This window comes from Enterobacter sp. BNK-8 (assembly GCF_048685095.1).
Classification (GTDB): Bacteria; Pseudomonadota; Gammaproteobacteria; order Enterobacterales; family Enterobacteriaceae; genus Enterobacter; species Enterobacter quasiroggenkampii.
On record NZ_JBLQTN010000001.1, the window covers coordinates 1932158 to 1957647 of the forward strand.

A 25490-nucleotide genomic window follows, 5' to 3' on the forward strand; every position below is an offset into this window, starting at 1 on the left:
AAAAACGTGGAGAACACCATGACTTATTCCTCTGCAACACATGCCTTCTCAGTCAACCCGGCCACGGGTGAAACCCTCGCCGCGTATCCGTGGGCGACGCCGGAACAGGTTGAACGCGCGATTTCTCAGTCCGACGCGGGCTATCGCCAGTGGCGTCGCGAAAGCGTCTCCCACCGGGCGCAAAAGCTGCGCGATCTTGGTGCCGCGCTGCGTCTTCGCGCTGAAGAGATGGCGCAGACGATCTCCCGTGAAATGGGCAAACCTATTCAGCAGGCGCGGGCCGAAGTGGCGAAATCCGCTGGCCTGTGCGACTGGTACGCCGAGCACGGCCCGGCGATGCTGCGTGCGGAACCCACGCAGGTGGAAAACCAGAACGCGGTTATTGAATACCGTCCGCTGGGACCGATCCTCGCGGTAATGCCGTGGAACTTCCCGCTCTGGCAGGTGCTGCGCGGCGCGGTGCCGATTCTGCTGGCAGGGAACAGCTATCTGCTCAAACACGCGCCCAACGTGCTCGGCTCGGCGGATCTTATCGCGCAGATTTTTGCGGATGCGGGTTTCCCTGAAGGCGTGTTCGGCTGGGTGAATGCCACCAACGACGGTGTCAGCCAGGCGATTAACGATCGTCGTATTGCGGCGGTGACCGTCACCGGCAGCGTGCGTGCCGGGGCAGCCATTGGTGCTCAGGCGGGGGCCGCGCTGAAGAAATGCGTTCTTGAACTGGGCGGCTCAGACCCGTTCATCGTTCTCAACGATGCCGACCTGGATCTTGCCGTGAAGGCGGCGGTAGCAGGCCGCTACCAGAATACCGGACAGGTGTGCGCGGCGGCCAAACGCTTCATTGTGGAAGAAGGTATTGCGGGCACCTTTACCCAACGCTTTGTCGATGCGGTTGCGGCCCTGAAGGTGGGTGCGCCGGACCAGGAAGAAAACTACCTGGGCCCGATGGCGCGTTTTGATCTGCGCGATGAACTGCATCAGCAGGTACAGGCGACGCTGGCAGAAGGGGCAACGTTGCTGCTGGGCGGTGAGAAAATCAGCGGCGAGGGGAATTATTATGCGCCAACCGTGCTGGCGAATGTCACCCCGTCGATGACGGCGTTCCGTCAGGAGCTGTTTGGTCCGGTCGCGGCCATTACGGTCGCGAAAGACGCGGAGCACGCCCTGATGCTGGCCAACGACAGCGATTTTGGTCTGTCAGCCACGGTCTTTACCGCCAGTGATGCTCTGGCAGAGACCTTCTCCCGCGAGCTGGAGTGCGGTGGGGTGTTTATCAACGGCTTTAGCGCCAGCGATGCGCGCGTAGCCTTTGGCGGCGTGAAGAAAAGCGGCTTTGGCCGCGAGCTTTCCCACTTTGGCTTGCACGAGTTCTGTAATGCGCAGACGGTGTGGAAGGATCGCGTGTAATCCTTATTTTCGGCCCTCATCACGAGGGCCGTTGTCACTATTCTGCAATGGTTCTGTCATTTTCATTTCGTAGACTCGCTCGCGTCTAACGCCTTGTAAATGAAGCTAATTATGAACCTAACGCAAATTTTCCGCCGTATTGCGCAGCGTCTCACCCCCCGTCACTTTGGCCTGCTGACGGGTATCTTTTGCATCATTGGCCTTTTCTCCGCGCTGCAGCTCTCCTCGTCACTCCTGCTTAATGCCTCCCTGAACGAAGCCCAGCGCAACGAGCAGCACAACCTGCTGGCCTGGCAGCAGCAGAGCAAGCTGGATTTGGCTCGCGTCTCTCTGCTGGCCGCAAGCGATCTCCTCAACCGCTCCGGCGTCTGGTTTATGCAGGATAAAGAGACCGGCTCCGACGGAAGCTGGCATAGCCTGATGGATGACGCGCAAAAGGCGCTGACGGTTTCGCAGCAGGCATGGAAGGCCTGGCTGGCGCTGAATCCGCCGAAAGACGACGCGCTGGTGAACAGCTATCAACTTTTCTACGGTGCGATCAAAGAGCAGGCGGAAGGTCTGGTCAAAACCAACACCATCGACGCTTTTTTTGCCGTCCCGGCGCAGGCGTTTCAGACGGATTTTAACGACAACTATGCGCGCTATCAGCAGGCAAGCGAGAAGCAGGCGATGCAGGGGCGTCAGAGCCTCATGGCGCAGCTCTCAGACCTGCAAACGTTATTCCTGTTTGCGCCGGTGCTGTTAGTCGCCATCGCCGCTGTCGTCTGGTTCGGTATGTCCCGATGGGTGATTACACCGCTGCGTCGGCTCATCGCGCATATCAACCGGCTGGCAGCAGGGGATCTCGCCGGCACGCCGCCGAACGTTATGCGCTTCAATCGCGAGATTGGGCAGCTTAGCGACAGTATTGCCACGATGCAGCTTGGCCTGCAGCAGCTGGTGACGCAGGTCAGCTATGCCACGGCGACCATGGTTGAGAACATTGATGCCCTGGCACAGGGTAACCAGAAGCTGTATCAGCAGTCGGCACGTCAGGCGAAAGAGCTTGAGGATGTGACGGCGCATATCGCGGCGCTGGAAAGCCACGTTGAAGGCAACACCGGGTATGCCAGACTCGCCAGCGCCCGGGCCGATGAAGCGCGCCAGGCAGCCGTGGGGGGAGACCAGATGATGTCGACCGTAAACGCGTCCATGCAGGCGATCGTCGACCGATCGTCAGAGATGCGCGGGATCGTGGCGATGATCGACAGCGTGGCGTTTCAGACGAACATCCTGGCGCTGAATGCCGCTATTGAGGCGGCCCATGCCGGAAATCAGGGGCGCGGATTTGCCGTCGTTGCCCGGGAGGTTGGATTGCTGGCCAGAAAGAGCAGCCACTCGACGCAGACCATTCAGGAGCTTATCAACCGCTCGGTGCAGGGGATTGAAGACGGTTCTCGAGCCGTCACCCTGATGGAAGAGAATCTGCAGCAGGTCACCGGTCTGGTAGGCAATTTAAGCAGTTTGCTTAATGAGATCTCCACCGCCACGCTCAGCCAGGGAGACAGTATTCACCAGATGACGGGTCAGCTTCAGACGCTGAACCAGGTCTCCCGTCAGACGGATTTGCTGGTCTCTGACGCCTCGGATGCTTCTGAACGTCTGCAAAAGCAATCCGATCTTTTATTGCAGGCCGTTTCGCGTTTTCGTCTTAGCGCCTGACGCAATACATAAGCCTCTGTTATACTCGCAGCCCGTTTTAGCCTGAGGGCAAGGAGCAAAGTGTGGCTGCGGTCATCCATAATGAGATGTTGGACGAGATTCTGGCGCAGGTTCGTCCGTTAATTGGAAAGGGGAAGGTGGCCGACTATATTCCGGCCCTTGCCTCGGTCAGCGGGAATAAGCTGGGCATTGCTATCTGTACCATCGACGGACAGCGATACCAGGCAGGTGATGCAACAGAACGTTTTTCCATTCAGTCCATTTCGAAAGTGCTCAGTCTGGTTGCGGCGATGCGCCAGTATGAAGAAGACGAGATCTGGCAGCGGGTGGGCAAAGATCCGTCCGGCCAGCCTTTTAACTCGCTGCTTCAGCTCGAGATAGAACAGGGTAAACCGCGAAATCCCTTTATCAACGCCGGGGCGCTGGTGGTCTGCGATATGCTGCAAAGCCGCCTCAGCGCGCCGCGTCAGCGAATGCTGGAGATCGTGCGCCAGCTTTCGGGCGTCGACGACATTGCCTACGATCCGGTGGTGGCCCGCTCGGAATTCGAACATTCCGCCCGTAACGCGGCCATCGCGTGGCTGATGAAATCCTTCGGCAATTTCCATAACGACGTGGCGACCGTCCTGCAAAACTACTTCCATTACTGCGCCCTGAAGATGAGCTGCGTTGAGCTGGCTCAGACGTTCTTGTTCCTGGCGCATCAGGGGCACGCGCCGCATCTCGATCAGGAGGTGGTTTCACCTCTGCAGGCTCGTCAGATTAACGCGCTGATGGCGACCAGCGGGATGTATCAAAACGCCGGCGAGTTTGCCTGGCGCGTTGGTCTCCCGGCTAAATCGGGCGTCGGTGGCGGAGTCGTGGCTATTGTGCCGCATGAAATGGCGATTGCGGTCTGGAGCCCGGAGCTGGATGAAACCGGAAATTCGCTTGCTGGTGTGGCGGTTCTGGAGAAACTGACCCAGCGTATGGGACGTTCAGTCTACTGATGTCTGACCTGGATCCTCTTTTTTCCCGTCTGGCGCGATCGACGTTTCGCTCGCGCTTTCGCTTAGGCGATAAGGAACGGCAGTACTGCTGGGACAAAGGCCCGGATACCATTGACCAGCATGCCGCGGATTTTGTCGAAAAGCGTCTTGCTCCTGCACAACCTGCAAACGACGGGAAACAGACGCCCATGCGCGGTCACCCGGTGTTTATCGCCCAGCATGCTACCGCCACCTGTTGTCGGGGCTGCCTGGCAAAATGGCATAATATCCCACACGCTGTTCAGCTCACCGCGCAGCAGCAGCAGTATATCGTCAGCGTTATTCACCACTGGCTGGTACTGCAGATGAACGCCTAAATTTGACGAGTTATGATCCCGCTGTATTTGTGTTATAGATGCATCTTAAGTGAGCTCCGATCGTGCTGACGACCGCAATAATTGCCATAAGCTTTCATATGGAATGATATTTAATGCGTTCTGCTTTTACCGCTTTCAGACCGTTCCAGCCTGACACGCCGCTGCGAAATGCATCGACGATCTTTATCCTCACCACCTTGTTCTATTTTGTGGGCGCGGAATTACGTCTCGTGGAGGCCTTGTCGCTGTTCTGGCCACTCAATGGCGTGATGGCGGGGATCTTTGCTCGTTATGTTTTCCTGAATCGCCTGCATTACTATGCGGTATCCTATGTCGCGATGCTGTTGTACGACGCGGTCACGACCAGCTGGGGGATGGCCTCCGTGGTGATCAATCTTTCTAACATGGTCTTTATCGTCGTTGTGGCCGTGCTGGTTCAGCGTGACAAGCGGCTGATGAAGAAAACCCCCGATCCGCTTAACGCATTACGCCTGTTCAACTACTGTCTGATCGCCGCGCTGCTGTGCGCGTTGCTCGGCGCGGTAGGTTCGGTCGGGATTGACAGTCACACCTTCTGGCCGTTGTTTGCCGACTGGTTTAGCGAGCAGTTCTCAACCGGCGTGCTTGTTGTGCCGTGTATGCTCACGCTGGGCATGCCCGTGCGCGAATTCAGGTTGCGTCTGGAGCAACTGTTACCGGTTATTGCGCTAATTGTCTCGGTGGTCGCGTCGGTGGTGATTGGCGGAGCGGGGAGCCTCTCTTTTCCTCTGCCTGCGCTTATCTGGTGTGCCGTACGCTACCCATTGCCTGTGACCTGCTTGCTGACGTTTGTGACGGGCGCCATTGAAATTATTCTGGTCGCCAACTCGGTGATTAATATTGCCGTGGCGACGCCGTTTACCACCCCAATGATGTTTTCTGCCCGGCTGGGTATTGCCACGATGGCGATCTGTCCGGTGATGGTCTCCGTCAGCATGGCTGCCATTAATTCCCTGATCCGTCAGGTTTCCCTGCGGGCGGATTATGACTTCTTAACGCATGTTTACTCGCGTTCCGGGCTTTATGAGGCGTTAAAACACGAAGAGACACACCGGCACTCGCGTTTTCTGACCGTCATGCTGCTGGATATCGATTACTTTAAAAGCATTAATGATAACTATGGTCACGAGTGTGGTGACCGCGTGCTGGCGTCATTTGCCAGACAGGTTCAACAGGTTGTCGGCGAAGAAGGTATGGTTGCGCGAATGGGCGGGGAAGAGTTCGCGGTGGTGGTAAACTCTGGTAATGCGCAAAACGGTTATGAACTGGCGGAGCGTATCAGAACCACCGTCGCCAGCCATCCTTTTACATGGCGCCACCAGACGCTCTACCTGACGGTCAGTATTGGCCTCGGAAGCGGAAAGTCTGAGTCATGGCAGTTGACCGAGGTCTTCAACACGTTGATGGCCGAAGCGGACGATCATCTTTATCGTTCAAAAAAAGCGGGTCGAAATCGTACCAGTGCCCGGATGTCGGACGAGCAGGTTGCCGCGACCTCCGGGTGTGAAATATAGCTGCGTTAATCGTCATAAGGCATTGACGTGAATAGCAAGCGGCTTAACAGGATGTTCGAACACTGACAATGTCTCTGTTTAAGCTACGCTTTTAGTAACGCTTTACGTCAGGAGACATTATGAAAGCACCTGCAACCCCTGAAAATGAAACAGACAGACTGAACTCGCTGCGCGAATCCGGTTTGCTTGAGATAGACAGCTCCCCGGCGTTTGACCGGTTAACACGTCTGGCAAAGCGCTTCTTCCAGGTGCCGCTGGCGATGGTCAATCTGATTGATGAGCATTCACTTATTGTGAAGTCGGCCGACGGGCAGGCACCCAATTCCGTACCGCGTAACATTTCGTTTTGTGGCCATACGATCCTCACCGAAGCACCGCTGGTGGTGGGAGACATGCTGCAGGACGATCGTTTTGCGGATAATCCGCTGGTGGCCGGTGAACCTCGCGTGCGTTTTTACGCGGGCTTCCCGCTGCGCCTGCGTGACGGCGCGAGTGTGGGTTCGCTCTGCCTGATTGACTACGCGCCCAGGGAGTTTTCAGCGGCCGATCTCGCCGTGCTGGGGGATCTTGGCGCGCTGGCTGAAGATGAGTTTGCCGCTATCAGCGCGGCGACAACGGATGAATTAACGGGTTTATTCAACCGTCGGGGCTTTAATCAGCTGGTGCGGTTCACGCTTTCTGTTGCCCGACGCCGGGCTGAACCGCTCACGCTCGGCTGGCTGGATTTGGATCGCTTTAAGGAGATTAACGATCGCTACGGGCATGAAGAGGGCGATAAGGCGCTGAAAGCCATGGCGCAACTGATGCGTGCTTCTTTCCGTGAAGCGGATCTGCTGGTGCGTTTTGGCGGGGATGAGTTCGCGGTGCTGTTCGCGGATACCGACGAGCAGGGTGCCTGGATTGCCATGCAGTATCTCGCTGAGCAGGTGGAACACTATAACGCCCGCAAGCTGCATCCCTGGTCGCTTCATTTCTCATGGGGTCTTAGCGAATTCGATCATAACGGCAACGACCTGCAGCAGTGGTTAAAAGATGCCGATGAAAAGATGTACGCCATGAAACAGCAGCGCCAGCGCGCCCGGTGACATAACAAAAGCCTATGTCCGATCTGCTTGCGTTAATAAGTTGTTAAATACAAAGTGAGTGTATTCAACGTAAGGAAAAACAATGAATACCTCACTGCAAATCAAAAATCTCACCCGGGAAGAGATCCTCACCCATCTTGATGCGCTGGCCGGGATCCTCGAAAACTGCGTAAACGGCGGGGCATCCGTCAGCTTTATGCTTCCTTATGGCCTGGATAAGGCCCGTATTTTCTGGCGCGGTATTGCCGAAAGCGTCGCGCGTGGCGAGCGGCTGGTGCTTGCCTGCGTCGATGCGCAGGACGGCGTCATCGGAACGGTGCAGCTGATCACAGATCAGCCGGAAAACCAGCCGCATCGCGCCGATGTGGCGAAGCTGCTGGTTCACGAGAAAGCGCGCCGGAAAGGGGCCGCGATGGCATTGATGGAAGCGCTGGAAGCTGAAGCCAGAGCCAGAGAGATTTCGGTGCTGGTGCTCGATACCTCCACCGGCAGCGGGGCCGAGACCTTCTACCAGCGTGCTGGCTGGCAAAAGGTTGGTGAGATCCCGCGCTATGCCCTGATGCCGGACGGTGCCATGACATCCACGTCCGTGTTTTATAAGTTCTTATAATTTTTCTGCACAACTACGCGACGTATTGATCAAAACAGGGTTTCTGGTCGTTAAGTTTTGATAAGTTATCGCACCAATCTTATCAGGCTGTATGACTAATCATAAAAGGAACCTCTTGTGAACACGCTCAACCGTCGCGATTTTCCCGGTGCTCTGTATCCCGAACGCATCATTCAGTTTGGTGAAGGCAATTTCCTGCGCGCGTTTGTCGACTGGCAAATTGACCTGTTAAACGAACATACCGATCTTAACGCCGGCGTGGTTATCGTCCGTCCGATTCAGAGCGACTTCCCGCCGTCACTGAATACGCAGGACGGTCTCTATACCACCCTCATTCGCGGTCTGAATGAGAAGGGTGAGGCGGTGAGCGCGAGCCGGCTTATCCGCTCCGTTAACCGGGAAATCGACGTCTACGACCAGTATGATGCGTTCCTGAAGCTGGCACACAATCCGGATATGCGCTTTGTTTTCTCGAATACCACCGAAGCGGGTATCAGCTACCACGAGGGTGACCGGTTCGACGATGCCCCTGCGGTGAGCTATCCGGCGAAGCTGACGCGTCTGCTGTTTGAGCGCTTTAGCCACTTCAACGGTGCGGCTGACAAGGGCTGGATCATCATTCCCTGCGAGTTGATTGACTACAACGGTGACGCACTGCGTGAACTCGTCTTGCGCTATGCGCAGGAGTGGGCGCTGCCCGCCGCCTTTATTCAGTGGCTCAACGACGCCAACAGTTTCTGCTCGACGCTGGTTGACCGTATCGTGACGGGGTATCCACGTGACGAAGCGGCTGCGCTTGAAGCTGAGCTGGGTTATCACGATGGGTTCCTGGACACGGCCGAACACTTCTATCTGTTTGTTATTCAGGGACCTGCATCTCTTGCCCGCGAACTTCGTCTGGATAAGTACCCGCTAAATGTACGGATTGTCGACGACATCAGGCCCTACAAAGAACGCAAAGTTGCCATTCTGAATGGGGCGCATACGGCGCTGGTGCCGGTCGCATTCCAGGCCGGGCTGGATACGGTAGGCGAGGCGATGAATGATGCGGAGATCTGCGCGTTCGTCGAAAAAGCAATTTATCAGGAGATCATTCCGGTCCTCGATTTGCCGCGTAACGAGCTGGAATCTTTCGCCAGTGCGGTGACAGGACGTTTTCGTAACCCTTACATCAGACACCAGCTGCTATCCATTGCGCTTAACGGTATGACCAAATACCGTACCCGCATCCTGCCGCAGCTGCTGGCAGGGCAGAAGGCAACGGGGCAATTACCGGCACGTCTGACGTTTGCCTTAGCCGCGTTGATCGCGTTCTACCGCGCGGAGCGTAACGGGGAGAGCTATCCGGTGCAGGATGATGCGTGCTGGCTGGAATGCTATCAGCAGCTCTGGGCGCAGCACCGCGATCGGCAGTTGAGCACCCGTGAGCTGGTGCAGTCGGTGCTCAGCGCACGCGAACACTGGGAGCAGGACTTGACGCAGGTAAGCGGTCTTGTCGACCAGGTCACGCTGGACCTGGATGCTATTCTGCTGAAGGGCATGCGCGCTGCGGTTAAACCGCTTTGCTAATGCGTTCACCCGGCTTCGGCCGGGTTTGAATACGATCTATTTAGTTACAACATACTATTGGCTTTGTTTTTAAAAAGCACATGCAGCACCGTGCGGATTTCGCTAATCAGGGGAGAAAATGCAATGTCCCGTTAACAAGCTTGCAACGGTGACAGGGATCTCGTTTAATAGCCTCGCTCTTTTCTTTCCTGAAACTCACTATGATCGTTCGTCCTAAACAGCACTGGCTACAACTGATTTTTGTCTGGCACGGTTCGGTACTGCCTAAGATCTATACCCGATTGCTGCTCAATTTCCTGCTTTCTATTGCCGTTATTCTGATGTTGCCGTGGTATACCTCGCTGGGCATCAAATTTACCGTGGCACCATTCAGCATTCTCGGCGTGGCGATCGCTATCTTTTTGGGTTTTCGAAACAACGCCTGTTATTCACGCTACGTTGAGGCTCGCCTGCTCTGGGGGCAGTTGATGATAGCGGCACGCTCGCTGTTTCGCGAGGTAAAAAACACCTTGCCTGACGATAAGCACCTTGGCGAATTCGTGCGACTGCAGATTGCTTTTGCCAACTGCCTGCGGATGACCCTGCGCCGGGAGCTGAACGCAGAGCAACTCTCTCGCTATCTTTCTCCGGATGATTTACGTCAGGTGATGAACGCCAGCGCGCCCGCGAACCGTATTTTACTGATCATGGGGGAGTGGCTGGCCGTGCGGCGACGTAACGGGCAACTCTCAGACATCCTGTTTCACAGCCTGAATAACCGTCTGAACGACATGTCCATCGTCCTGTCCGGCTGCGAGCGCATTGCGACCACGCCAGTACCGTTTGCCTACACGCTGATTTTGCACCGTACGGTCTATCTGTTCTGCATCATGCTGCCGTTTGCGCTGGTTGTGGATCTGCACTACATGACGCCCTTTGTCTCGGCGCTGATTTCATACACCTTTATCTCGCTGGACACCCTGGCGGAAGAGCTGGAAGACCCGTTTGGCACCGAAGATAACGACCTGCCGCTGGACGCCATCTGCAACATGATGGAACGCGATCTGCTGCAGATGAACGACGAAGAGAATATTCCGGAAAGGCTGGTGCCGGATAAGCACTATCAGCTGACCTGACGGGCGTTCCACTCGTCGCGGGTGATCTCCCACAGCTCGGAGTCCAGCATCCCGCTGACGTAGGCTTTCTTCTCCTTTCTGATAAGCCGCATGCCGCTACTGTCTGAAATACGACGGGAGCGGCTGTTAGCAGCGGCCTTCGGGGCCCGCAAAACGAATTTGTTTAGCGTGTTGAACCAGTAATCCGTCGCGGCAATGCTGGCTTCGCGCATATATCCCTGCCCCTGGAACTCCGGCGCGAGCCAGAACCCGCGGTTGTTATCCTCGACGTCGTACAGGCAAATAATGCCCATCAATTCATCCGGCACCTCACGTCGCCGGATGCTCCAGAACCAGGCAATCCCTTTCGCCATATCCGGCAGCGCCACGTTGTTGACATAGTTTTCCGCGCCGTTGTCCGGATAGGGCCAGGGCACGGAAGAGACCATATAGCGGACAATCTCCCAGCGCGGATACAGCGTTTGTATCTGGACGGCATCTTCCGCAACCAGCGGTTTCAGCAGTAAACGTTCTGTCGTGAGCGTCGGTATCGTCATGCGCGGATCTCCCTATTTAGGCGTTATGCTTTTGTTTGCGTTCTGGTATTTTCATCTCTATCACATTCTGTTGAGACGTGCTGTGGTTATTCACTACCAAAGATGGGTTGCATCTCTAATGGCGAAATTTTAATGGAATTTTTGTCTCTTTTAGTTGGACGCGTATTCCAGAATCTCTTGCAGCATGGCAGAGAGATAGAGGAAGCTGTTACCCGTGGGGATACCCGACCCACTCCCGAGCTGGAACGGTATTTTTCGCGCCCCCTCAGCGAGCTTCCGCATCAAAATCCTTATCCGGTAGCTATGCTGTTACCTCTGTTTTTAGTGGCGTTTGCGTTAAACCTTTTGCCTTTTCTCAGCACGTTGCAGGGTTTGTCTCCTTTACATCATGCATTGAGCTTTTTCTTACCATCATTGACGATGACAGGCGCGCTCATTGTGACAAGCGCACTACTGGCTCGTGGTAAGACGTCGGGATTGTCGGGCTTTATGGCGTTATTCATCATCCTGCTGATAACGACCCTCGTTCAGGTTCTACATATCCTGCTTTCTCATGATGGAAGCCTCTGGCCACTCGTCATTGCATCTTTCGCGCTGTTACTTTGTCGGGTGGTGATGAACAGCAGCGGCTTTGTGCTGTTTACGCTCTATTGTCGTACTCAGCGTCTTGCCAGATCGGCACGGGAAATGCGGCTAAAAAGCCGTTAAAGGGGGAGCTTATGACATTACGAAAAGCCAGGCCACAGGAAGCCGAAACACTCTGGAATATTCGTAACCAGGCGATTCGTCACGGCTGTAAAACCAGTTACGACGCAGAGGTCATTGCGCGCTGGACGCCCGATCTGATGCCCGAACGCTATCGGCAGATGGTCATTGAATACCCTTTTTACGTGGTTGAAGATGAAAAGGGCGATGTTGCGGCAAGCGGCTATCTCGATCTGGATACCCATTGCCTGGAGGCGATTTTCACCTTGCCCGCAGCCTTCGGTAAAGGCATGGCGACCCGGATTATTGAGGCACTCAAACACGAGGCTCGCAGCCGGGGGATGACCCGCCTGACGCTCGATGCGACGCCTAACGCCCAGTCGTTTTATCAGAAGCTTGGGTTTGTTACGCTGAGAGAACATAATCATCATTCGCGTATGGCGGGGGCTGATTTACGCTGTTTTGAAATGGCAATTGACCTGTAATGTGAGGAAAACATGGCAGTTACGGTAAGACCTTTACGCGCAGAGGACTATTCCCAATGGCGACCGCTGTGGGATGGTTACACCCATTTTTATGATTGCTTCCTCGAGGAATCCGTCACCGCAGCGACGTGGGAAAGGGCGCTCTCAGCGCATTCATCGATGTTCTGCCGGGTCGTGGAGAAGGACGAAAAGGTCATCGGTTTCGCAATGTGTGTTCTGCATGAAGGCACCTGGTCAACCGCGCCCATCTGCTACCTGGAAGATCTGTTTGTTGATGCTGCCGAACGCGGGGCGGGAGCCGGTAAGGCGCTCATGGACGCTCTGATTGACGAAGGCAAGCGCGAAGGGTGGTCGAAACTGTACTGGGTCACCCGGGAAAACAACCCGGCGCGTAAACTCTATGACAAATATGGTGAAGCTGACGATTACGTCCGCTATCGTCTCTCCCTCTAAAACTTCAGCGCCTGTGTTTGTATCACACTGTATCAGCGTCCCGGATACATACACAGGCTTGCAATAAACCCGCTTTCGCACATATCCGCTATACATTGAGGTGTTGTGATATCCCCGTGAATTGTACTCAACCGGAGATACCAACATGTTCAGCAAACTTGCTTACTCAACCCTCGCACTGACCGTTTCGCTTGGCACCGTGATGTCCTGTCAGGCCGAAGTCACCGGCACAAACGTCGCCGCAGCCTTTGATCATCCTCAGCAAATTAATGCCGGCGATCTGAATGTCGGTTATGTCGACATTGGCCCGAAAGACGGTCAGCCGGTTATTTTACTGCATGGCTGGCCCTACGATATTCACAGCTATGCCGAGGTTGCACCCGCACTGGCGGCAAAAGGGTACCGGGTCATTGTGCCGTCTCTGCGCGGCTACGGTACCACGCGTTTCCTGTCAGCAAACACACCGCGCAACGGCCAGCCCTCGGCGATGGCGAAAGATATCGTTAATCTGATGGATGCCCTGAATATCAGGCAGGCGGTATTTGCCGGATATGACTGGGGCGCCCGGACGGCGGATATCGTCGCGGCGCTGTGGCCTGAGCGCGTAAAATCACTGGTGTCGGTGAGCGGGTATCTCATCAGCAGCCAGCAGATTGGCAAACAGCCGCTGCCGCCAAAAGCAGAGCAGCAGTGGTGGTATCAGTTCTATTTCGCCACCGCGCGCGGTGCTGAAGGCTATGCCAAAAACACGCATGACTTTGCACGCTTAATCTGGTCGCAGGCCTCGCCTGACTGGAAATTTAGCGATGCGGTCTTTAACGCCAGCGCCAAATCCCTCGATAATCCGGACCACGTCGCGGTGACGCTCAGTAATTATCGCTGGCGTTTAGGGCTGGAAAAAGGCGAGCGTAAATACGACCGCTACGAGCAAAAACTGGCCACGCTGCCGAATATCACCGTCCCAACGATCACCATCGAAGGCGGCAACAACGGCGCGCCGCATCCGGCACCGCAGGCCTATGCAGCTAAATTTACCGGCAAATATGAGCACCGCACCTTCGGCGCAACCGTGGGGCATAACCCGCCTCAGGAAGATCCACAGGATTTCGTCAAGGCAGTTATCGACGCGGATAAGCTGTGAAATGTGCTATTTTCAGTACGTTACCCTTCGGTCTGGAGAGTTCGGTGGAACATATTGACCACATCCTTGTCGTCGATGACGACAGGGATATTCGTGAACTGATTGTCGATTATCTTGGTAAGTCTGGCTATCGCGCGACGGGCGCGGCCAACGGCAAAGAGATGCGTAGCGTACTGGATAAACAGCATATCGACCTGGTGGTGCTGGACGTCATGATGCCTGGCGATGACGGTCTCACGCTATGCCGGCAGCTACGCAGCGGCAAACATAAAGATCTGCCCATCCTGATGCTGACGGCGCGCAATGAGGAGACGGACAGGATCCTGGGTCTGGAGATGGGGGCGGATGACTACGTGGTGAAGCCGTTTGTCGCCCGTGAGCTTCTGGCACGCATCAAAGCGATTTTACGGCGTTTTCGCACGATGCCGCCCAATTTACAGGTGACAGAAGCAGGGCGGCTGGTGATGTTCGGTGAATGGCAGCTCGATACCGTTGCTCGCCACTTAATCGACCCGGAAGGGGTGATTGTGGCACTCAGTGGGGCGGAGTATCGTCTGCTGCGCGTTTTCCTGGACCATCCGCAACGCGTGCTGACCCGTGACCAATTGCTCAATCTGACGCAGGGGCGTGACGCCGAACTGTTTGAACGTTCTGTCGATCTGCTGGTAAGCCGGGTTCGCCAGCGTCTCAATGAAGATGCCCGCACGCCCGCCTATATCAAAACCGTGCGCAGCGAAGGCTACGTCTTTACGATGCCGGTGACCATCAAAGAGGTTAACGAATGACACTCTGGCCACGCTCTCTGTTGGCCCGTTTGCTGATCGTCGTACTGTCCGGTTTGCTTCTGGCTAACGCCATGAGCCTGACGCTGGTCATGACTGAACGCATGCACAGCGCGCGCACGGTGATGCTCGGTAATCTGGAAAACGATGTCGCAACCAGCGTCGCCATTTTAGACCGCTTACCGGCCAGCGAACGCGCCGCCTGGCTGCCTCGACTTGAACGAGGTAACTATCGTTATATTCTGGGCACAGGAGAACCCGGCGCAGCGCCGACGGATAAGCGTTCGCAAGATGCTATCCGAACCTTAAAAGCGACGCTTGCCGCGCATTACCCGCTTAGCTTTACCGCGGTTCCCGGCGCCATTTCACATATTCAGGCCCATCTTACGTTACGCGATGGCGCGCCGCTGACCATTGACCTGATCCCGCGCATGCCGCCCGTCGCCAGCTGGCTCCCGATCGTTCTCGTTTTGCAGCTGCTGGTTGTGGCCGTCTGCGCCTGGGTCGCCGTGCGGCAGGTGGTACGGCCTTTTTCACACTTTACCCGCGCGGTGGATGCGCTGGATCCGGCGGCCAGCACGCCAATGACGGAAAAGGGGCCGCTTGAGGTGCAGCGGGCAGCGCATGCCTTCAACGCCATGCAGGCGCGCATTCAGTCTTATCTCCGGGAACGCGCGCAGATCCTGGCCTCGATTTCCCACGATCTCCAGACGCCCATTACTCGCATGAAGCTGCGCGTCGAAATGGCCGGGGAGCCGGAACTACGCGACAAGCTCCTCAATGATCTTGATAACATGTCTCGTCTGGTGCGGGAGGGTATTGCGTATGCCCGGTCATCAGAATCACTGGAAGAAACGTCGCTGAAGCTGGAGCTGAATGCCTGGGTCAACAGCATCGCCAGCGATTATCAGGACATTGGTAAAAACGTGCAGTTTCAGGCAAACAATGTTCGTTTGCCGATCGTCACGCGTCCACAGGCGCTTCGTAGAGTGATGACTAACCTGCTGGATAATGCGCTTAAGTTCGGCGGCGGTGCCGTTATTGCCATTGATATTTCGTCTGCCGAAGAGGTGGTGATTCACATTGTGGACGACGGGCCGGGAATACCCGAAGCCGAACTGGAGGCGGTTCTGCAGCCGTTTTATCGGGTTGAAACCTCGCGTAATCGCGATACCGGCGGGACAGGACTCGGCCTGGCGATTGCCGCGCAGCTGACCGCACAGCTGGAAGGAAAACTCAGGCTGGCGAACCGCGCCGGAGGCGGACTGGATGTCGCCATTACGCTACCGCGTCGTTCGTAAAATTGTACGGCTTTGTATCTCCCGGCCTGAGTGATACAGAGCCAGACAAAAACCGCGCGTTTACACATATCCTGAACACATCAGGACGATGAAATAGCCTCACTGCAGTGTCGCAGGACGTGTAATGTGAGGTCATTATGTTTCTGTTAATCGCTTTTCTGGGTGGGATGATAAGCCTGCTCAGCCCATGTACGCTCCCGGTTATTCCACTCCTGTTTGCCGGTTTTCAGGGGCAACGACGACATATTTTGGCCCTGCTCGCAGGGCTGGTCGTGATGTTCACCCTGGTGGCGATGGTCGTCACCGTCGCCAGCGAGTGGATAACAGAGGCGACCATTGTCGGGCGCTGGATCGCGCTCGTCATTGTGGCCACCGCCGCGCTGGCCTTAATTTTCCCGTCTTTCGCCCAGCGTATTGCCGGTCCGGCCGTCAGCGCGGGAAATGTCCTCAACACCCGAAGCGGGCAAACGCGCGGAATGGCATCGGCTTTTCTGGCCGGGCTTGCGGTAGGACTGCTCTGGTCTCCCTGCGCGGGCCCCATCCTGGGAGCGATCTTCAGCATTAACATTGCGGGGCATTCCGCCATTACTACCGGCGCACTGCTGGCTGCCTATGGCAGCGGATGCGCGCTGATGCTGGGATTACTCGTCACTGGAGGCCGCACGCTAATGACCCCGCTGAAAGCAAAATCGGCACTCATGGCGAAGCTGCGTCAGGGGGCGGGGGTGGCGATGTTAGCGGCAGTCGTCCTGAATGCGACGGGGATGACCTCGTTGCTGAAAGGCGCTAACGGCGTCGCAGACCGTCTTGAGACCGCGCTCTTAAACCTGGCAAAACCCACAACCGCGACGGTGAAGCTCCAGCCGGTGGCAATCGCTGAGCCCAGCAGCCAGCTTCCCCAGCTAAGTGGTGGAACAGGATGGATTAACGGTGACCCTGTCACGTCTGAATCCTTGCGAGGGAAGGTTGTTCTGATTGATTTCTGGACCTGGGACTGCATTAATTGCCAGCATACGCTCCCACATGTGCGGGAGTGGGCTACAAAGTATCAATCGCAGGGTCTGGTGGTGATTGGGGTTCACACCCCGGAATACCCCTGGGAAAAACCGCTTTCGTCGGTTAAAAATGCTGTGAAAAAGTGGCAACTGCCGTATCGGGTCGTGACGGATAACAACTATCAAATCTGGAATGCGTTCGGCAACCAGTACTGGCCAGCGCATTACTACTTTGATGCCAAAGGGCAGCTGCGCTATACCGCCTTTGGCGAGGGGGATTATGCGCAGCAGGAAAAGGTTATCCAGCAGTTGCTCAAAGAAGCCCGCCTGTAATCGGATCAGGGCTGGCGTTGAGCCACGATAAACAACCGAGGAAAAGCCAGCAGTATCTGCCCGTTTTCCTGAAGCGGATACTGCTCTTCCAGCAGTTCATGGTAGCGTTTCAGGAAACGTTTCTGTTCGCTCTCATTCAGTTCCTGGAGCCAGGGCCGCAGGCCGGTGGCGCTTACCCAGTCAATAATGGCCTGATGAGAGCTCATTTTGTGATAATAGGTTGTCCGCCAGATATCCACGTCACAGCCAGCCTCCGACAGAATATCGTAATAAGCATGTACGCCCGGCAGAGGTTCGCGGCCCCGGTCTGGGTAGTCTTGCTCCAGCGCCACTTCACGCATCGCCACATGAGTAGGTTCCAGCCAGTTGTCGGGCATCTGGATCGCCAGCACGCCATTTAACTTAAGCAGGGAGACAAGATGCGGCAGGAGATCGTAATGGTCCGGAACCCATTGCAGCGACGCGTTGGCATAAATCAGGCTCAGCGGCTGACCAGGCTTGTACTGCCGGATATCGGCCTCAACAAAGTGGCAGTCAGGTAAGGCGGCGCGTGCTTCCTCAAGCATAGCAGGGGAGTTATCGACCCCGGTGATGTATGCAGAAGGCCAGCGATGCTTCAACAGCGCCGTGCTGTTGCCTGGACCGCAGCCCAGATCGGCGATAGTCGTAGCCTCATCCAGAGGAATTCTGGCGAGCAATTCGGCGGCTGGACGCGTTCTTTCTGCGCCAAATTGCAGGTAAAGAGAAGGGTTCCAGTCGGCCATCATCAATTCTCCGTCTTACATGATTCAGCAAGAATAGCACAGGCAGATGTCTGTAAAGCGGTACCGACGAGGGTTTTGGGCAGATGAAATCAGCAGAGTCAGTAAAACGAAGGGAAGGTAGAAAAAATAAGCAAACGGAAATATTACCCCTTAAAAGATTAAGGGGCAATGTTTTTATTGTAATTATTTTGTGATTATTGTTTTTTAATATTTTATCGGCAAAGTGCTTCTTATGCTCTGTACCCGAAACTTTAAATATTAGATAATCATCGATGGGTATATCCCTGGTGTTTCGTAGGTCTTTGACCTCCTGACCGCTTAGTTTTGCGAGAACTTCGTGGTCAGGTACTTTTTAAGTATAGGGAATATGCGGCACAATGAAAGCTGTCCTTAAAGACAGGTGATAATAGTTTCAGGTGTTATTATCAGGAACAAGAGCATGAATTCTGTCATTGAATTTTTTTTACACGACTACGATGATTTACCACCAGCATTAGCACACGAACTCTACCGACTCAGAAGAAAAACTTTTCGGGACCGACTCGACTGGAAAGTGGAATGCATCGAAGGTATGGAAAAGGATCAGTTTGATTCCCATAACACGACATACTTGCTGGGGATGTATGATGGACAGCTGTTATGCGGCGCGCGATTTATTAACGCAACGCAGCCGACAATGATAAGCGAAATCTTTCACAACTATTTCGATAATCCCATTGTTTTTCCAGCAGATGTTCCCTGCTGTGAAGTGAGTCGTTTATTTTTAGATAAAGAAACACGAGACTCTGCAAGTCTGCAGGGCGTGCCCGCCAGTAAAGCATTGTTTCTTGCAATGAATATTTATTGCCTAAAGAAAAAATATCACGGGATGTACGCAGTAGCCAGTCGTGGGATGTATGCCATATTTCGCCATGCGAACTGGAAAGTAGAAGTAATTCAGCGCGGTGTCTCTGAAAAAGGGGAGGTTATTTATTATATTTATATGCCTGCCAGCCCCAGCATTATTGAAGACATTATTAGCAAAGATAAATCCAGTCACTGGCTTCGCGAAATGCTCGAGCATTTACGCCATTTATAACCAGTGGCTGAGGCTCAGTCCTCCAGTAACCGGAGTTCCGTTCCAAGTTTTATTGCGTGTCTGGCATTATTTACACCGAGTTTTTTCATTATATTGCCCATGTGAAATTTAACGGTGCGCTCAGCAATAGACAAAATAACCGCAATTTCTGCGTACGTTTTCCCGGCGCTGACCCATTTAAGGATTTGGCGCTCGCGTGGCGATAAGAAAACATTCTTTTTCTGCTGATGCTGACTATAAAGATTGAGTGTCTTCTGATGTAACTGAACAAGGAAGCGTAGAAATTGCGGTCGATATTTCTCTATGTCAATGCCAGAATGCTTAGGACTGATGACGGATAAGACCACAAGATTATTCAGATAGTCATGCAGAGGAAAGGTCTGTCCCTGGTAAATATCATACTGGACACTTTCGTCGAAAATGCGTGTCAGGTTGTAACCATCCGACAGGACGACATCACTTTCCCAGAAAAAATCTTCAACACAGCGCAAAGCCCGAATAATGACAGGGTCAATGAACTGATATTTTCTTTCAAGATAGATATTAAACCACTCGGGGCTATTATTGAGTATCCTCATCTGCGAAGGATCTTTCTTGTTCATAATAGCGTAGGCGAAGACGATCCCTTTGAAATCTTCAAAAAACGCGTCCAGCTCACTCTGAATTTGCGTGTTGATCGTTATGTCGTTGTAATATGTATCCTTCACGTGAGTTGCTGCCTCCTGTTCGAGTGGAGGACCAAGTATAATATGCTTCGTTATCTGTAGCGAGTCGCATTTTAATCCAGACAACCGATAAGACAGGCTACCTCAGCAGGCAGCCTCGTGAACGTTTGGCATTTTTGAATGATAAATGCAGGTGACTCAGGGAATAGTTGATGATTTTATCGAATTTCGGAATCGCTCACTAATTATAGTAGGCTGCAAAATTTAGGAGGTTTTCCGCTTTTCATCCGGGTAGCGCACAAGCGTACCGATTTCATGCGCCTTCAAATCAGGATGTAAACCAGTAGGTTACAGAATACCTTTCAGGGCAACATGATAAAGCAGCATGATGGTCTTACCGTCGACAATCTTGCCCGTTTCAATGCTGCGTAAAGCCTCTTCAAGCGTCATTTCCAGCACAACGATATCTTCCCCCTCAGCCTTGATCCCACCGCCTGCGCCGGTTCTGTCATCTGGCTGGTACTCGGCAAGATAAAAATAGAGTTTTTCCGTGACGGAACCTGGGCTCATATAGGCTTCAAAGATTTTCTGCACGCGCGAAACGTGAAATCCGGTCTCTTCTTCCGCTTCTGCTTTTATGCGGCTTTCGGGATCCATGTTGTCCAGCAATCCCGCGGCAGCTTCAATTAAATCGTCCTGGTGGCCGTTGATAAAGACAGGGAAGCGGAACTGACGCGTCAGGATCACCGTCTTTTTCTCACGGTTATAGAGAAGAATCGTCGCGCCGTTGCCACGGTCATAGACTTCCCGATGCTGCCGTTGCCATTCGCCATCACGTCGCTGGAGGTCAAAGGTATATTTTTTAAGGATGTACCAGTTGTCAGAAAGGGTTTCACTGTCGATGATGCGCACATCTGCACGTTTTGATTGCACGATTGTTCCTCCTTACGTAGAGTAATGATCATAAACAGCAATATCATGCATGTTCAAGGTAAAACATGCAACATCAGGAATTCATGATGCTCACCAGTCAGCGAAAACAATTGATCCTTGAAAAGCTAGGTGCCGAAGGCCAGGTCCAGTCAAAAGCGCTCAGCATTCTCTTTGACGTCTCTGAAGATACCATCCGGCGCGATCTGCGCGAGCTGGCGGCAGAAGGGCGTTTGCAGCGTGTTCATGGCGGCGCGCTGCCGTCATCTTCCGCTATAGCTCCGTTTGCAGAACGGCAATCCGTGAAGATGGATGCGAAAAAAAGGGTGGCCCGGAAAGGAGCACAGCTGATTTCATCAGGCCAGGTGGTGATTGTCGACGGTGGCACGACTACCTCGGAGCTGATTACATTTTTCCCTCCTGACTTACGTATCACCGTGGTGACGCATAGCCCAAGTATTGCTCTGGGGCTCGTTGATCATCCTTCCATTGAGGTGATTTTAATCGGCGGACGCTTGTATAAACACTCGATTGTTGCGGTTGGCGCTGCGGCCATCGAAGGCATAGAGAATATACATGCAGACCTGTTCTTTATGGGAGTGACCGGTATTCATCCCGATGCGGGGCTGACAACCGGTGATTTCGAAGAGGCATGCATCAAACGTGCATTTTCCGGCAGAGCCGCGGAAACGGTCGTTCTGGCGTCTCCGGAAAAGATCAACACCGCGTCGTCGTTTTTGATTGGCGATGTATCTTCAGTGAATACCATCGTCGTTGAAGACGGTACGGATAAGGCGTGGATCCGCGCGGTATCGGAAAAGGGGGTATCCGTCGTGCTGACCTCAGATCGTGACCGCCTCTGACAGCCAGCCTTTAACGTCAGGCTGGCTGGCGTCCAGGCTTACGCTTCTGGAATGTTCTCAAGCGCGGTATACACGCTGAGACCATATTTTCTGGCTACCTCAATGTCCATATCGGCACCTTTAGACGCACCGGCAATACGATAAATCGCATCGCATTTTGCGATGAGCCGGTGAGCAACGGGGTACAGCATCGCTTCGCTGATTTCATCACCCACCGTTTTTGAGCCTGCGGCTTTTGCCAGCGGCAGCGCAAGCCATTCACCAATGACCGGGATGTGGCCACGCTGGTAAACGGCTAATGCTGCGTTTTCGAGACGCGCCAGATTCTCATCAATTCGCGCCTGAACACCATCGGTTCCGCTGCGATAGGGACCGGCAATTAAAATCAACTGTTGTGTCATTAATACCTCTGTCAGCGTTATTGCATGAAACTGCACATTTACAGAGGATACCTTACGCCATTACCGGCCTGAAATACAACTCCTCGTGCAACATCGTGCACAAAGTCGCATGAGCATTTTGACAAAGGCGTTGTGCTACCGGCTCTCCGGTGCATGGCACACGGCCTCGATGTTATGACCATCAGGTGAGATGACAAAAGCGGCATAATAATTTTCACCGTACGGTCGCAATCCCGGCCCGCCGTTATCACGTCCGCCAACGCGCAGCGCGGCGTGGTAAAAATCATCAACCTGCTGACGTGTAGTAGCCACAAACGCCAGATGCAGAGGCGCAGGTTTATCATTTGTCTGGAAAAGGCAAAGTGAAACGTCGCCAGCGCTCATTTCAACACCGTAATCTGGCGCGCCTTCATCAATGAGTTCCACACCAAGCGGGCGAAGCGCCTCAAGGAAGAAGGTTTTACTTTTTTCATAATCACTGACGCCGAATTTAACATGGTCAAACATTATCGACTCCTCAAAAGAGATAGAGAAATGAAGAGTATAGAAGGTGAGAGGAGTCGAATATGATCAAGGGCGTGCCTATGTGACAGATGTCTCGCTACTGAGTCGACCGTTTCCGTCCAACAAATGTCCAGCGCAGGTAGTCGTAGAGCCAGTTAAACAGCATCGTGTACGGCAGGAAAAACAGTACAAGACCGATCTCTACAAAAAAAGCCTCCGTCACCGTTAAATTCAGCATCACCATTGCCACAGGAATTAACGTGATGATAAGGCCAACTTCAAAACAGGCCGCATGGAGCGCGCGGACCAGAAATGTTCTTTCAAATCGGTATGTTTTCTGAAGAGAGTCAAAGAGTTTGTTAAACACAAAATTCCAGGCCGTGGCGGTTAGCGCGGATATCACGGACAGCGAGCCTGACTGGAGTACCGACACGTTCATCAGCCAGGCAAGCGACAGCGCGATGATAACGTTGGCCGTCACTTCAAAAATAACCGCGTGGAAAATCCTTTCTCTGACACTTTTATCTAATTCAATTTCCATAAGTTTACGGCAGCAGTGGTCAAAGGCTGAAGTATATCAAACGTCTTTCAACCATGTGTAAACGCAGAGGTTGGGTTGTGTGGGTATCATGACAGCATGAACGCGTGAAAAGGCGACTGCACGAGCTCTGAATGGTCCAGGACAATTACGACCGAATAAATCCAGATTTTGAGGAATCATACTTTGATGCGCATAATGTATATTATGTTAAATTGGCTTCATAGGTCTATTCTCCATAGTGCTCTCATGCAGCAACAGAAATCAGGACATTGGTGTCCTCCCTTCTTGATAAAATCCACCGTCGATAACAAACCATTTGTGAGAAAAACTCACAGCACCATTCGATAGCAGATGCTGGTCCCCTTCATACCAGTGCAATAACCTGTCGCATACAGAATTGCTGGTAATAAAAGAAGGAACACCGAATGAAGTATGTGAATCTGGGTCGTAGCGGTTTGAAAGTCTCCCGTCTTTGTCTCGGTTGTATGAGCTATGGTGACCCCGAACGTTTGCCTCAACCCTGGTCCCTGGATGAAAAAGCGTCACGTCCGCTCATTCGTCAGGCGCTTGAAGCTGGCATTAATTTTTTTGATACCGCAAATATCTACTCGGGCGGAAGTTCTGAAGAGATCACAGGAAAAGCGCTGAGAGAAATGGCCAGACGCGACGAGATCGTTGTGGCGACAAAGACCTTCTTTCCATGGCGCAACTCACCCAATACCGGGTTTCTTTCCCGCAAGGCCATTTTTCAGTCTATTGACGATAGCCTGATGCGCTTAGGTATGGATTATGTGGATCTCTTTCAAATTCACCGCTTTGACCACTCCACGCCTGTTGAAGAGACCATGGAGGCTCTGCATGACCTCGTTAAATCAGGAAAAGTACGTTACATCGGCGCATCATCTATGGAAGCCTGGCGCTTTGCAAAAATGCAGCATACTGCAGAGCGTAACGGCTGGTCCCGATTTATTACGATGCAACCGCAATACAACCTGCTTTACCGGGAAGAAGAGCGCGAGATGCTGCCCTGTGTGAAGACCAGGGCGTTGGTGTGATCCCCTGGAGTCCGATGGCACGCGGCAGGCTCACGCGCGACTGGAGTGTCACGTCCCAACGAACGCAAAACGATGCCTTTGCGTTAAAAATGTATGAGAACGCAGCCCTGCTGGATAAGCCCGTTGTTGATGTTGTTGCCAGAATTGCTGAAAAGCACGATGTGCCAAGAGCCCATGTTGCAATTGCCTGGTTGCTATCAAAAACGGTCATCACAGCACCGATCATCGGCGCGACGAAACCAGAACATCTTTCCACGGCTATCAGCGCGCTGGACTTTTCACTTAGCGATGCAGAAATCACGGAACTCGAGGCACACTATCTGCCGCACCCCGTCGACGGGATCATCCCCCCACTTCCGGATACGCCACCTTCACTCACGCCGCCTTCAGCAATACAGGACTGTTAATGCCCTACCCTCGCCCGGCGTTGCCGGGTCCCCCAGTAAAGGTTTAACTTTTATCAAACTGACTCTCGGTTAACGGGTCTGCGCGACCACCCTACATACGGTAATTACCAGGCATAAGCCTGGGGCGCTTCTCCCCCGGGTCCGGGCCAGATTTCGTCGAGACAGCTCATGGTGTCGTCTGATAGCGTGATTGTCGTTGCGTGAAGCGCCTGATGGAGTTGTTCGACCGTACGAGGCCCGATAAGTGGAGCAGTAACGACAGGATTCTGCAGGAGCCACGCAAGCGCCACATCGGAAGGGGTTTCGCCGAGGTCCTCACATAATCCTTCGTAGGCTTCTAGCTGAGGACGGTGTTGTTCAATTAGACGGGCAAACGCGGGCCTTGCACGGCGCCCGCTTGCCATCTTTTTCAGTGCGCCGCCAAGCAACCCTCCGGCAAGTGGGCTCCAGGGGATCAATCCCATGCCAAAATGGCGGCATGCGGGAATGACCTCCAGCTCAATAGTTCGGGCTGTCAGATTGTAGAGACTTTGCTCGGCGACAAGGCCCAGGAAATGACGGGCCATAGCAACTGACTGCGCAGTCGCAATGTCCCAGCCCGCGAAATTGCTGCTACCGATATAAAGCACTTTTCCCTGCTGAACAAGGAGTTCCATGGCCTGCCAGATCTCTTCCCATGGCGTATAGCGATCGATGTGATGCATCTGATAGACGTCAATATGGTCGGTCTTAAGCCGTCGCAAACTGTCCTCGCAGGCCTTGCGAATATGGTAAGCAGAAAGACGGCGATCGTTCGGACCCGGTCCCATTGGCTGATAGACTTTCGTCGCCAGAACGATACGGTCACGGCGTCCACCCTGCTGGATCCAGCGACCAATAATCTCTTCGGACAGCCCCGAGCCTTGCTGGATATCGGGTGATTGTTCGGTGCCATACACGTCTGCTGTATCAATGAAATTGATACCCGCCTCAAACGCTTCATCCAGAATGCGGGCGCTGGTTTTCTCGTCGGTGACGTCACCAAAATTCATGGTTCCGAGACAAAGGCGGCTGACTTTCAGGCCGGTGCGGCCAAGATGCGTATAGTTCATACACGGCTCCGTTAGGTGAATGTTCCGCCCTGACCGACGGCCAGAGCGCATAATTTTCAAGAATAACGAAGCACA

At 53.8% G+C, this 25490-nt stretch carries 26 protein-coding genes and 1 pseudogene; 19 read left to right on the forward strand and 8 right to left on the reverse strand.

Annotation, left to right across the window (positions count from 1 at the left end; genetic code table 11):
* The first annotated feature begins 18 nt into the window (after window positions 1-18).
* The 9 genes from sad (at window position 19) to ACMGGU_RS09355 (ending at window position 10385) form a co-directional block, all read left to right on the forward strand.
* Entirely contained in the window at window positions 19-1407 is a 1389-nt protein-coding gene (gene sad / locus ACMGGU_RS09315; RefSeq protein ID WP_420300467.1) for a succinate-semialdehyde dehydrogenase, read from the forward strand.
* Window positions 1408-1518: 111 nt separating this feature from the next.
* Window positions 1519-3108, forward strand: coding sequence for a methyl-accepting chemotaxis protein (locus ACMGGU_RS09320; protein WP_420300468.1), 1590 nt, complete (start codon window positions 1519-1521; stop codon window positions 3106-3108).
* A 62-nt stretch (window positions 3109-3170) separates the two neighbouring features.
* On the forward strand, window positions 3171-4097 hold the full coding sequence (gene glsB / locus ACMGGU_RS09325; protein WP_420300469.1) for a glutaminase B: 927 nt from the start codon (window positions 3171-3173) through the stop codon (window positions 4095-4097).
* A complete protein-coding gene (locus ACMGGU_RS09330; RefSeq protein ID WP_420300470.1) occupies window positions 4097-4453 on the forward strand; it encodes a DUF4186 domain-containing protein in 357 nt (118 codons plus the stop codon). The genes glsB and ACMGGU_RS09330 overlap by 1 nt, the downstream gene beginning before the upstream one ends.
* A 113-nt stretch (window positions 4454-4566) precedes the next feature.
* Complete coding sequence (locus ACMGGU_RS09335; protein ID WP_420300471.1) at window positions 4567-6006, forward strand: GGDEF domain-containing protein; 1440 nt, start codon at window positions 4567-4569, stop codon at window positions 6004-6006.
* Between the two features lie 119 nt (window positions 6007-6125).
* A complete protein-coding gene (locus ACMGGU_RS09340) occupies window positions 6126-7091 on the forward strand; it encodes a sensor domain-containing diguanylate cyclase (RefSeq protein WP_048030475.1) in 966 nt (321 codons plus the stop codon).
* A gap of 82 nt (window positions 7092-7173) precedes the next feature.
* Window positions 7174-7701, forward strand: a complete 528-nt coding sequence (locus tag ACMGGU_RS09345; RefSeq protein ID WP_048030473.1) for a GNAT family N-acetyltransferase — start codon at window positions 7174-7176, stop codon at window positions 7699-7701.
* 117 nt (window positions 7702-7818) lie between these two features.
* Window positions 7819-9270, forward strand: a complete 1452-nt coding sequence (locus ACMGGU_RS09350; RefSeq protein WP_325841382.1) for a tagaturonate reductase — start codon at window positions 7819-7821, stop codon at window positions 9268-9270.
* A gap of 200 nt (window positions 9271-9470) precedes the next feature.
* The gene (locus ACMGGU_RS09355; RefSeq protein WP_048223212.1) at window positions 9471-10385 is read left to right on the forward strand and encodes a bestrophin family protein; all 915 of its coding nucleotides are present in this window, start codon (window positions 9471-9473) and stop codon (window positions 10383-10385) included.
* On the opposite strand, the gene ACMGGU_RS09360 is transcribed toward ACMGGU_RS09355, so the two are convergent.
* A complete protein-coding gene (locus ACMGGU_RS09360) occupies window positions 10373-10921 on the reverse strand; it encodes a GNAT family N-acetyltransferase (RefSeq protein WP_325841381.1) in 549 nt (182 codons plus the stop codon). The genes ACMGGU_RS09355 and ACMGGU_RS09360 overlap by 13 nt on opposite strands.
* A 132-nt stretch (window positions 10922-11053) precedes the next feature.
* On the opposite strand from ACMGGU_RS09360, the gene ACMGGU_RS09365 reads away from it, so the two are divergent.
* The 7 genes from ACMGGU_RS09365 (at window position 11054) to ACMGGU_RS09395 (ending at window position 17116) form a co-directional block, all read left to right on the forward strand.
* Window positions 11054-11629, forward strand: coding sequence for a hypothetical protein (locus ACMGGU_RS09365; RefSeq protein ID WP_420300472.1), 576 nt, complete (start codon window positions 11054-11056; stop codon window positions 11627-11629).
* An 11-nt stretch (window positions 11630-11640) separates the two neighbouring features.
* Entirely contained in the window at window positions 11641-12111 is a 471-nt protein-coding gene (locus tag ACMGGU_RS09370; RefSeq protein ID WP_048030468.1) for a GNAT family N-acetyltransferase, read from the forward strand.
* Between the two features lie 12 nt (window positions 12112-12123).
* Window positions 12124-12564 (forward strand): GNAT family N-acetyltransferase, encoded by a 441-nt coding sequence (locus ACMGGU_RS09375; RefSeq protein ID WP_229225871.1) that lies wholly within the window; start codon window positions 12124-12126, stop codon window positions 12562-12564.
* 145 nt (window positions 12565-12709) lie between these two features.
* Window positions 12710-13705 (forward strand): alpha/beta fold hydrolase, encoded by a 996-nt coding sequence (locus tag ACMGGU_RS09380; protein ID WP_063621625.1) that lies wholly within the window; start codon window positions 12710-12712, stop codon window positions 13703-13705.
* A 44-nt stretch (window positions 13706-13749) separates the two neighbouring features.
* On the forward strand, window positions 13750-14490 hold the full coding sequence (locus ACMGGU_RS09385; protein WP_032647230.1) for a response regulator: 741 nt from the start codon (window positions 13750-13752) through the stop codon (window positions 14488-14490).
* Complete coding sequence (locus tag ACMGGU_RS09390) at window positions 14487-15788, forward strand: ATP-binding protein (protein WP_395299280.1); 1302 nt, start codon at window positions 14487-14489, stop codon at window positions 15786-15788. The genes ACMGGU_RS09385 and ACMGGU_RS09390 overlap by 4 nt, the downstream gene beginning before the upstream one ends.
* A gap of 137 nt (window positions 15789-15925) precedes the next feature.
* Window positions 15926-17116: a cytochrome c biogenesis protein/redoxin gene (locus ACMGGU_RS09395; RefSeq protein ID WP_395299281.1), complete on the forward strand. Its 1191-nt coding sequence runs from the start codon at window positions 15926-15928 to the stop codon at window positions 17114-17116.
* 5 nt (window positions 17117-17121) lie between these two features.
* Here ACMGGU_RS09395 and tam read toward each other — a convergent pair whose 3' ends face one another.
* Window positions 17122-17880: a trans-aconitate 2-methyltransferase gene (gene tam, locus ACMGGU_RS09400; RefSeq protein ID WP_395299991.1), complete on the reverse strand. Its 759-nt coding sequence runs from the start codon at window positions 17878-17880 to the stop codon at window positions 17122-17124.
* A 439-nt stretch (window positions 17881-18319) separates the two neighbouring features.
* Here tam and ACMGGU_RS09405 point away from each other — a divergent pair, with 439 nt between their 5' ends.
* Window positions 18320-18958 (forward strand): acyl-homoserine-lactone synthase, encoded by a 639-nt coding sequence (locus ACMGGU_RS09405; protein WP_048223222.1) that lies wholly within the window; start codon window positions 18320-18322, stop codon window positions 18956-18958.
* A 14-nt stretch (window positions 18959-18972) separates the two neighbouring features.
* Here the strand turns inward: ACMGGU_RS09405 and ACMGGU_RS09410 are convergent, their stop codons facing one another.
* Window positions 18973-19665, reverse strand: a complete 693-nt coding sequence (locus ACMGGU_RS09410; protein ID WP_045910553.1) for a helix-turn-helix transcriptional regulator — start codon at window positions 19663-19665, stop codon at window positions 18973-18975.
* Window positions 19666-19971: 306 nt separating this feature from the next.
* Window positions 19972-20556: a GDP-mannose pyrophosphatase gene (locus ACMGGU_RS09415; protein ID WP_196346337.1), complete on the reverse strand. Its 585-nt coding sequence runs from the start codon at window positions 20554-20556 to the stop codon at window positions 19972-19974.
* Window positions 20557-20642: 86 nt separating this feature from the next.
* On the opposite strand from ACMGGU_RS09415, the gene ACMGGU_RS09420 reads away from it, so the two are divergent.
* Window positions 20643-21416 carry a DeoR/GlpR family DNA-binding transcription regulator gene (locus ACMGGU_RS09420; protein ID WP_420300966.1) on the forward strand — a complete coding sequence of 258 codons (774 nt, stop codon included), beginning with the start codon at window positions 20643-20645 and terminating at the stop codon, window positions 21414-21416.
* A gap of 38 nt (window positions 21417-21454) precedes the next feature.
* Here ACMGGU_RS09420 and ACMGGU_RS09425 read toward each other — a convergent pair whose 3' ends face one another.
* The 3 genes from ACMGGU_RS09425 to ACMGGU_RS09435 all read right to left on the reverse strand — a co-directional run bounded on the left by ACMGGU_RS09425 (window position 21455) and on the right by ACMGGU_RS09435 (window position 22862).
* Window positions 21455-21817 carry a DUF4406 domain-containing protein gene (locus tag ACMGGU_RS09425; protein WP_048223225.1) on the reverse strand — a complete coding sequence of 121 codons (363 nt, stop codon included), beginning with the start codon at window positions 21815-21817 and terminating at the stop codon, window positions 21455-21457.
* Window positions 21818-21952: 135 nt separating this feature from the next.
* Window positions 21953-22324, reverse strand: a complete 372-nt coding sequence (locus ACMGGU_RS09430) for a VOC family protein (protein WP_069719226.1) — start codon at window positions 22322-22324, stop codon at window positions 21953-21955.
* A gap of 94 nt (window positions 22325-22418) precedes the next feature.
* On the reverse strand, window positions 22419-22862 hold the full coding sequence (locus ACMGGU_RS09435) for a PACE efflux transporter (protein ID WP_420300473.1): 444 nt from the start codon (window positions 22860-22862) through the stop codon (window positions 22419-22421).
* 425 nt (window positions 22863-23287) lie between these two features.
* On the opposite strand from ACMGGU_RS09435, the pseudogene ACMGGU_RS09440 reads away from it, so the two are divergent.
* Window positions 23288-24324, forward strand: a pseudogene (locus ACMGGU_RS09440) (aldo/keto reductase).
* A gap of 104 nt (window positions 24325-24428) precedes the next feature.
* Here ACMGGU_RS09440 and ACMGGU_RS09445 read toward each other — a convergent pair.
* Window positions 24429-25415, reverse strand: coding sequence for an aldo/keto reductase (locus ACMGGU_RS09445; RefSeq protein WP_262805232.1), 987 nt, complete (start codon window positions 25413-25415; stop codon window positions 24429-24431).
* Window positions 25416-25490 lie beyond the last annotated feature (75 nt).

Coding starts and splice junctions, on each gene's coding strand:
- sad (WP_420300467.1), top strand. CDS start 19: ATGACTTATTCCTCTGCAACACATGCCTTCTCAGTCAACCCGGCCACG.
- ACMGGU_RS09320 (WP_420300468.1), top strand. CDS start 1,519: ATGAACCTAACGCAAATTTTCCGCCGTATTGCGCAGCGTCTCACCCCC.
- ACMGGU_RS09330 (WP_420300470.1), top strand. CDS start 4,097: ATGTCTGACCTGGATCCTCTTTTTTCCCGTCTGGCGCGATCGACGTTT.
- ACMGGU_RS09335 (WP_420300471.1), top strand. CDS start 4,567: ATGCGTTCTGCTTTTACCGCTTTCAGACCGTTCCAGCCTGACACGCCG.
- ACMGGU_RS09340 (WP_048030475.1), top strand. CDS start 6,126: ATGAAAGCACCTGCAACCCCTGAAAATGAAACAGACAGACTGAACTCG.
- ACMGGU_RS09345 (WP_048030473.1), top strand. CDS start 7,174: ATGAATACCTCACTGCAAATCAAAAATCTCACCCGGGAAGAGATCCTC.
- ACMGGU_RS09355 (WP_048223212.1), top strand. CDS start 9,471: ATGATCGTTCGTCCTAAACAGCACTGGCTACAACTGATTTTTGTCTGG.
- ACMGGU_RS09360 (WP_325841381.1), bottom strand. CDS start 10,921: ATGACGATACCGACGCTCACGACAGAACGTTTACTGCTGAAACCGCTG.
- ACMGGU_RS09365 (WP_420300472.1), top strand. CDS start 11,054: ATGGAATTTTTGTCTCTTTTAGTTGGACGCGTATTCCAGAATCTCTTG.
- ACMGGU_RS09370 (WP_048030468.1), top strand. CDS start 11,641: ATGACATTACGAAAAGCCAGGCCACAGGAAGCCGAAACACTCTGGAAT.
- ACMGGU_RS09375 (WP_229225871.1), top strand. CDS start 12,124: ATGGCAGTTACGGTAAGACCTTTACGCGCAGAGGACTATTCCCAATGG.
- ACMGGU_RS09380 (WP_063621625.1), top strand. CDS start 12,710: ATGTTCAGCAAACTTGCTTACTCAACCCTCGCACTGACCGTTTCGCTT.
- ACMGGU_RS09390 (WP_395299280.1), top strand. CDS start 14,487: ATGACACTCTGGCCACGCTCTCTGTTGGCCCGTTTGCTGATCGTCGTA.
- ACMGGU_RS09395 (WP_395299281.1), top strand. CDS start 15,926: ATGTTTCTGTTAATCGCTTTTCTGGGTGGGATGATAAGCCTGCTCAGC.
- tam (WP_395299991.1), bottom strand. CDS start 17,880: ATGGCCGACTGGAACCCTTCTCTTTACCTGCAATTTGGCGCAGAAAGA.
- ACMGGU_RS09405 (WP_048223222.1), top strand. CDS start 18,320: ATGAATTCTGTCATTGAATTTTTTTTACACGACTACGATGATTTACCA.
- ACMGGU_RS09420 (WP_420300966.1), top strand. CDS start 20,643: ATGCTCACCAGTCAGCGAAAACAATTGATCCTTGAAAAGCTAGGTGCC.
- ACMGGU_RS09425 (WP_048223225.1), bottom strand. CDS start 21,817: ATGACACAACAGTTGATTTTAATTGCCGGTCCCTATCGCAGCGGAACC.
- ACMGGU_RS09430 (WP_069719226.1), bottom strand. CDS start 22,324: ATGTTTGACCATGTTAAATTCGGCGTCAGTGATTATGAAAAAAGTAAA.
- ACMGGU_RS09435 (WP_420300473.1), bottom strand. CDS start 22,862: ATGGAAATTGAATTAGATAAAAGTGTCAGAGAAAGGATTTTCCACGCG.
- ACMGGU_RS09445 (WP_262805232.1), bottom strand. CDS start 25,415: ATGAACTATACGCATCTTGGCCGCACCGGCCTGAAAGTCAGCCGCCTT.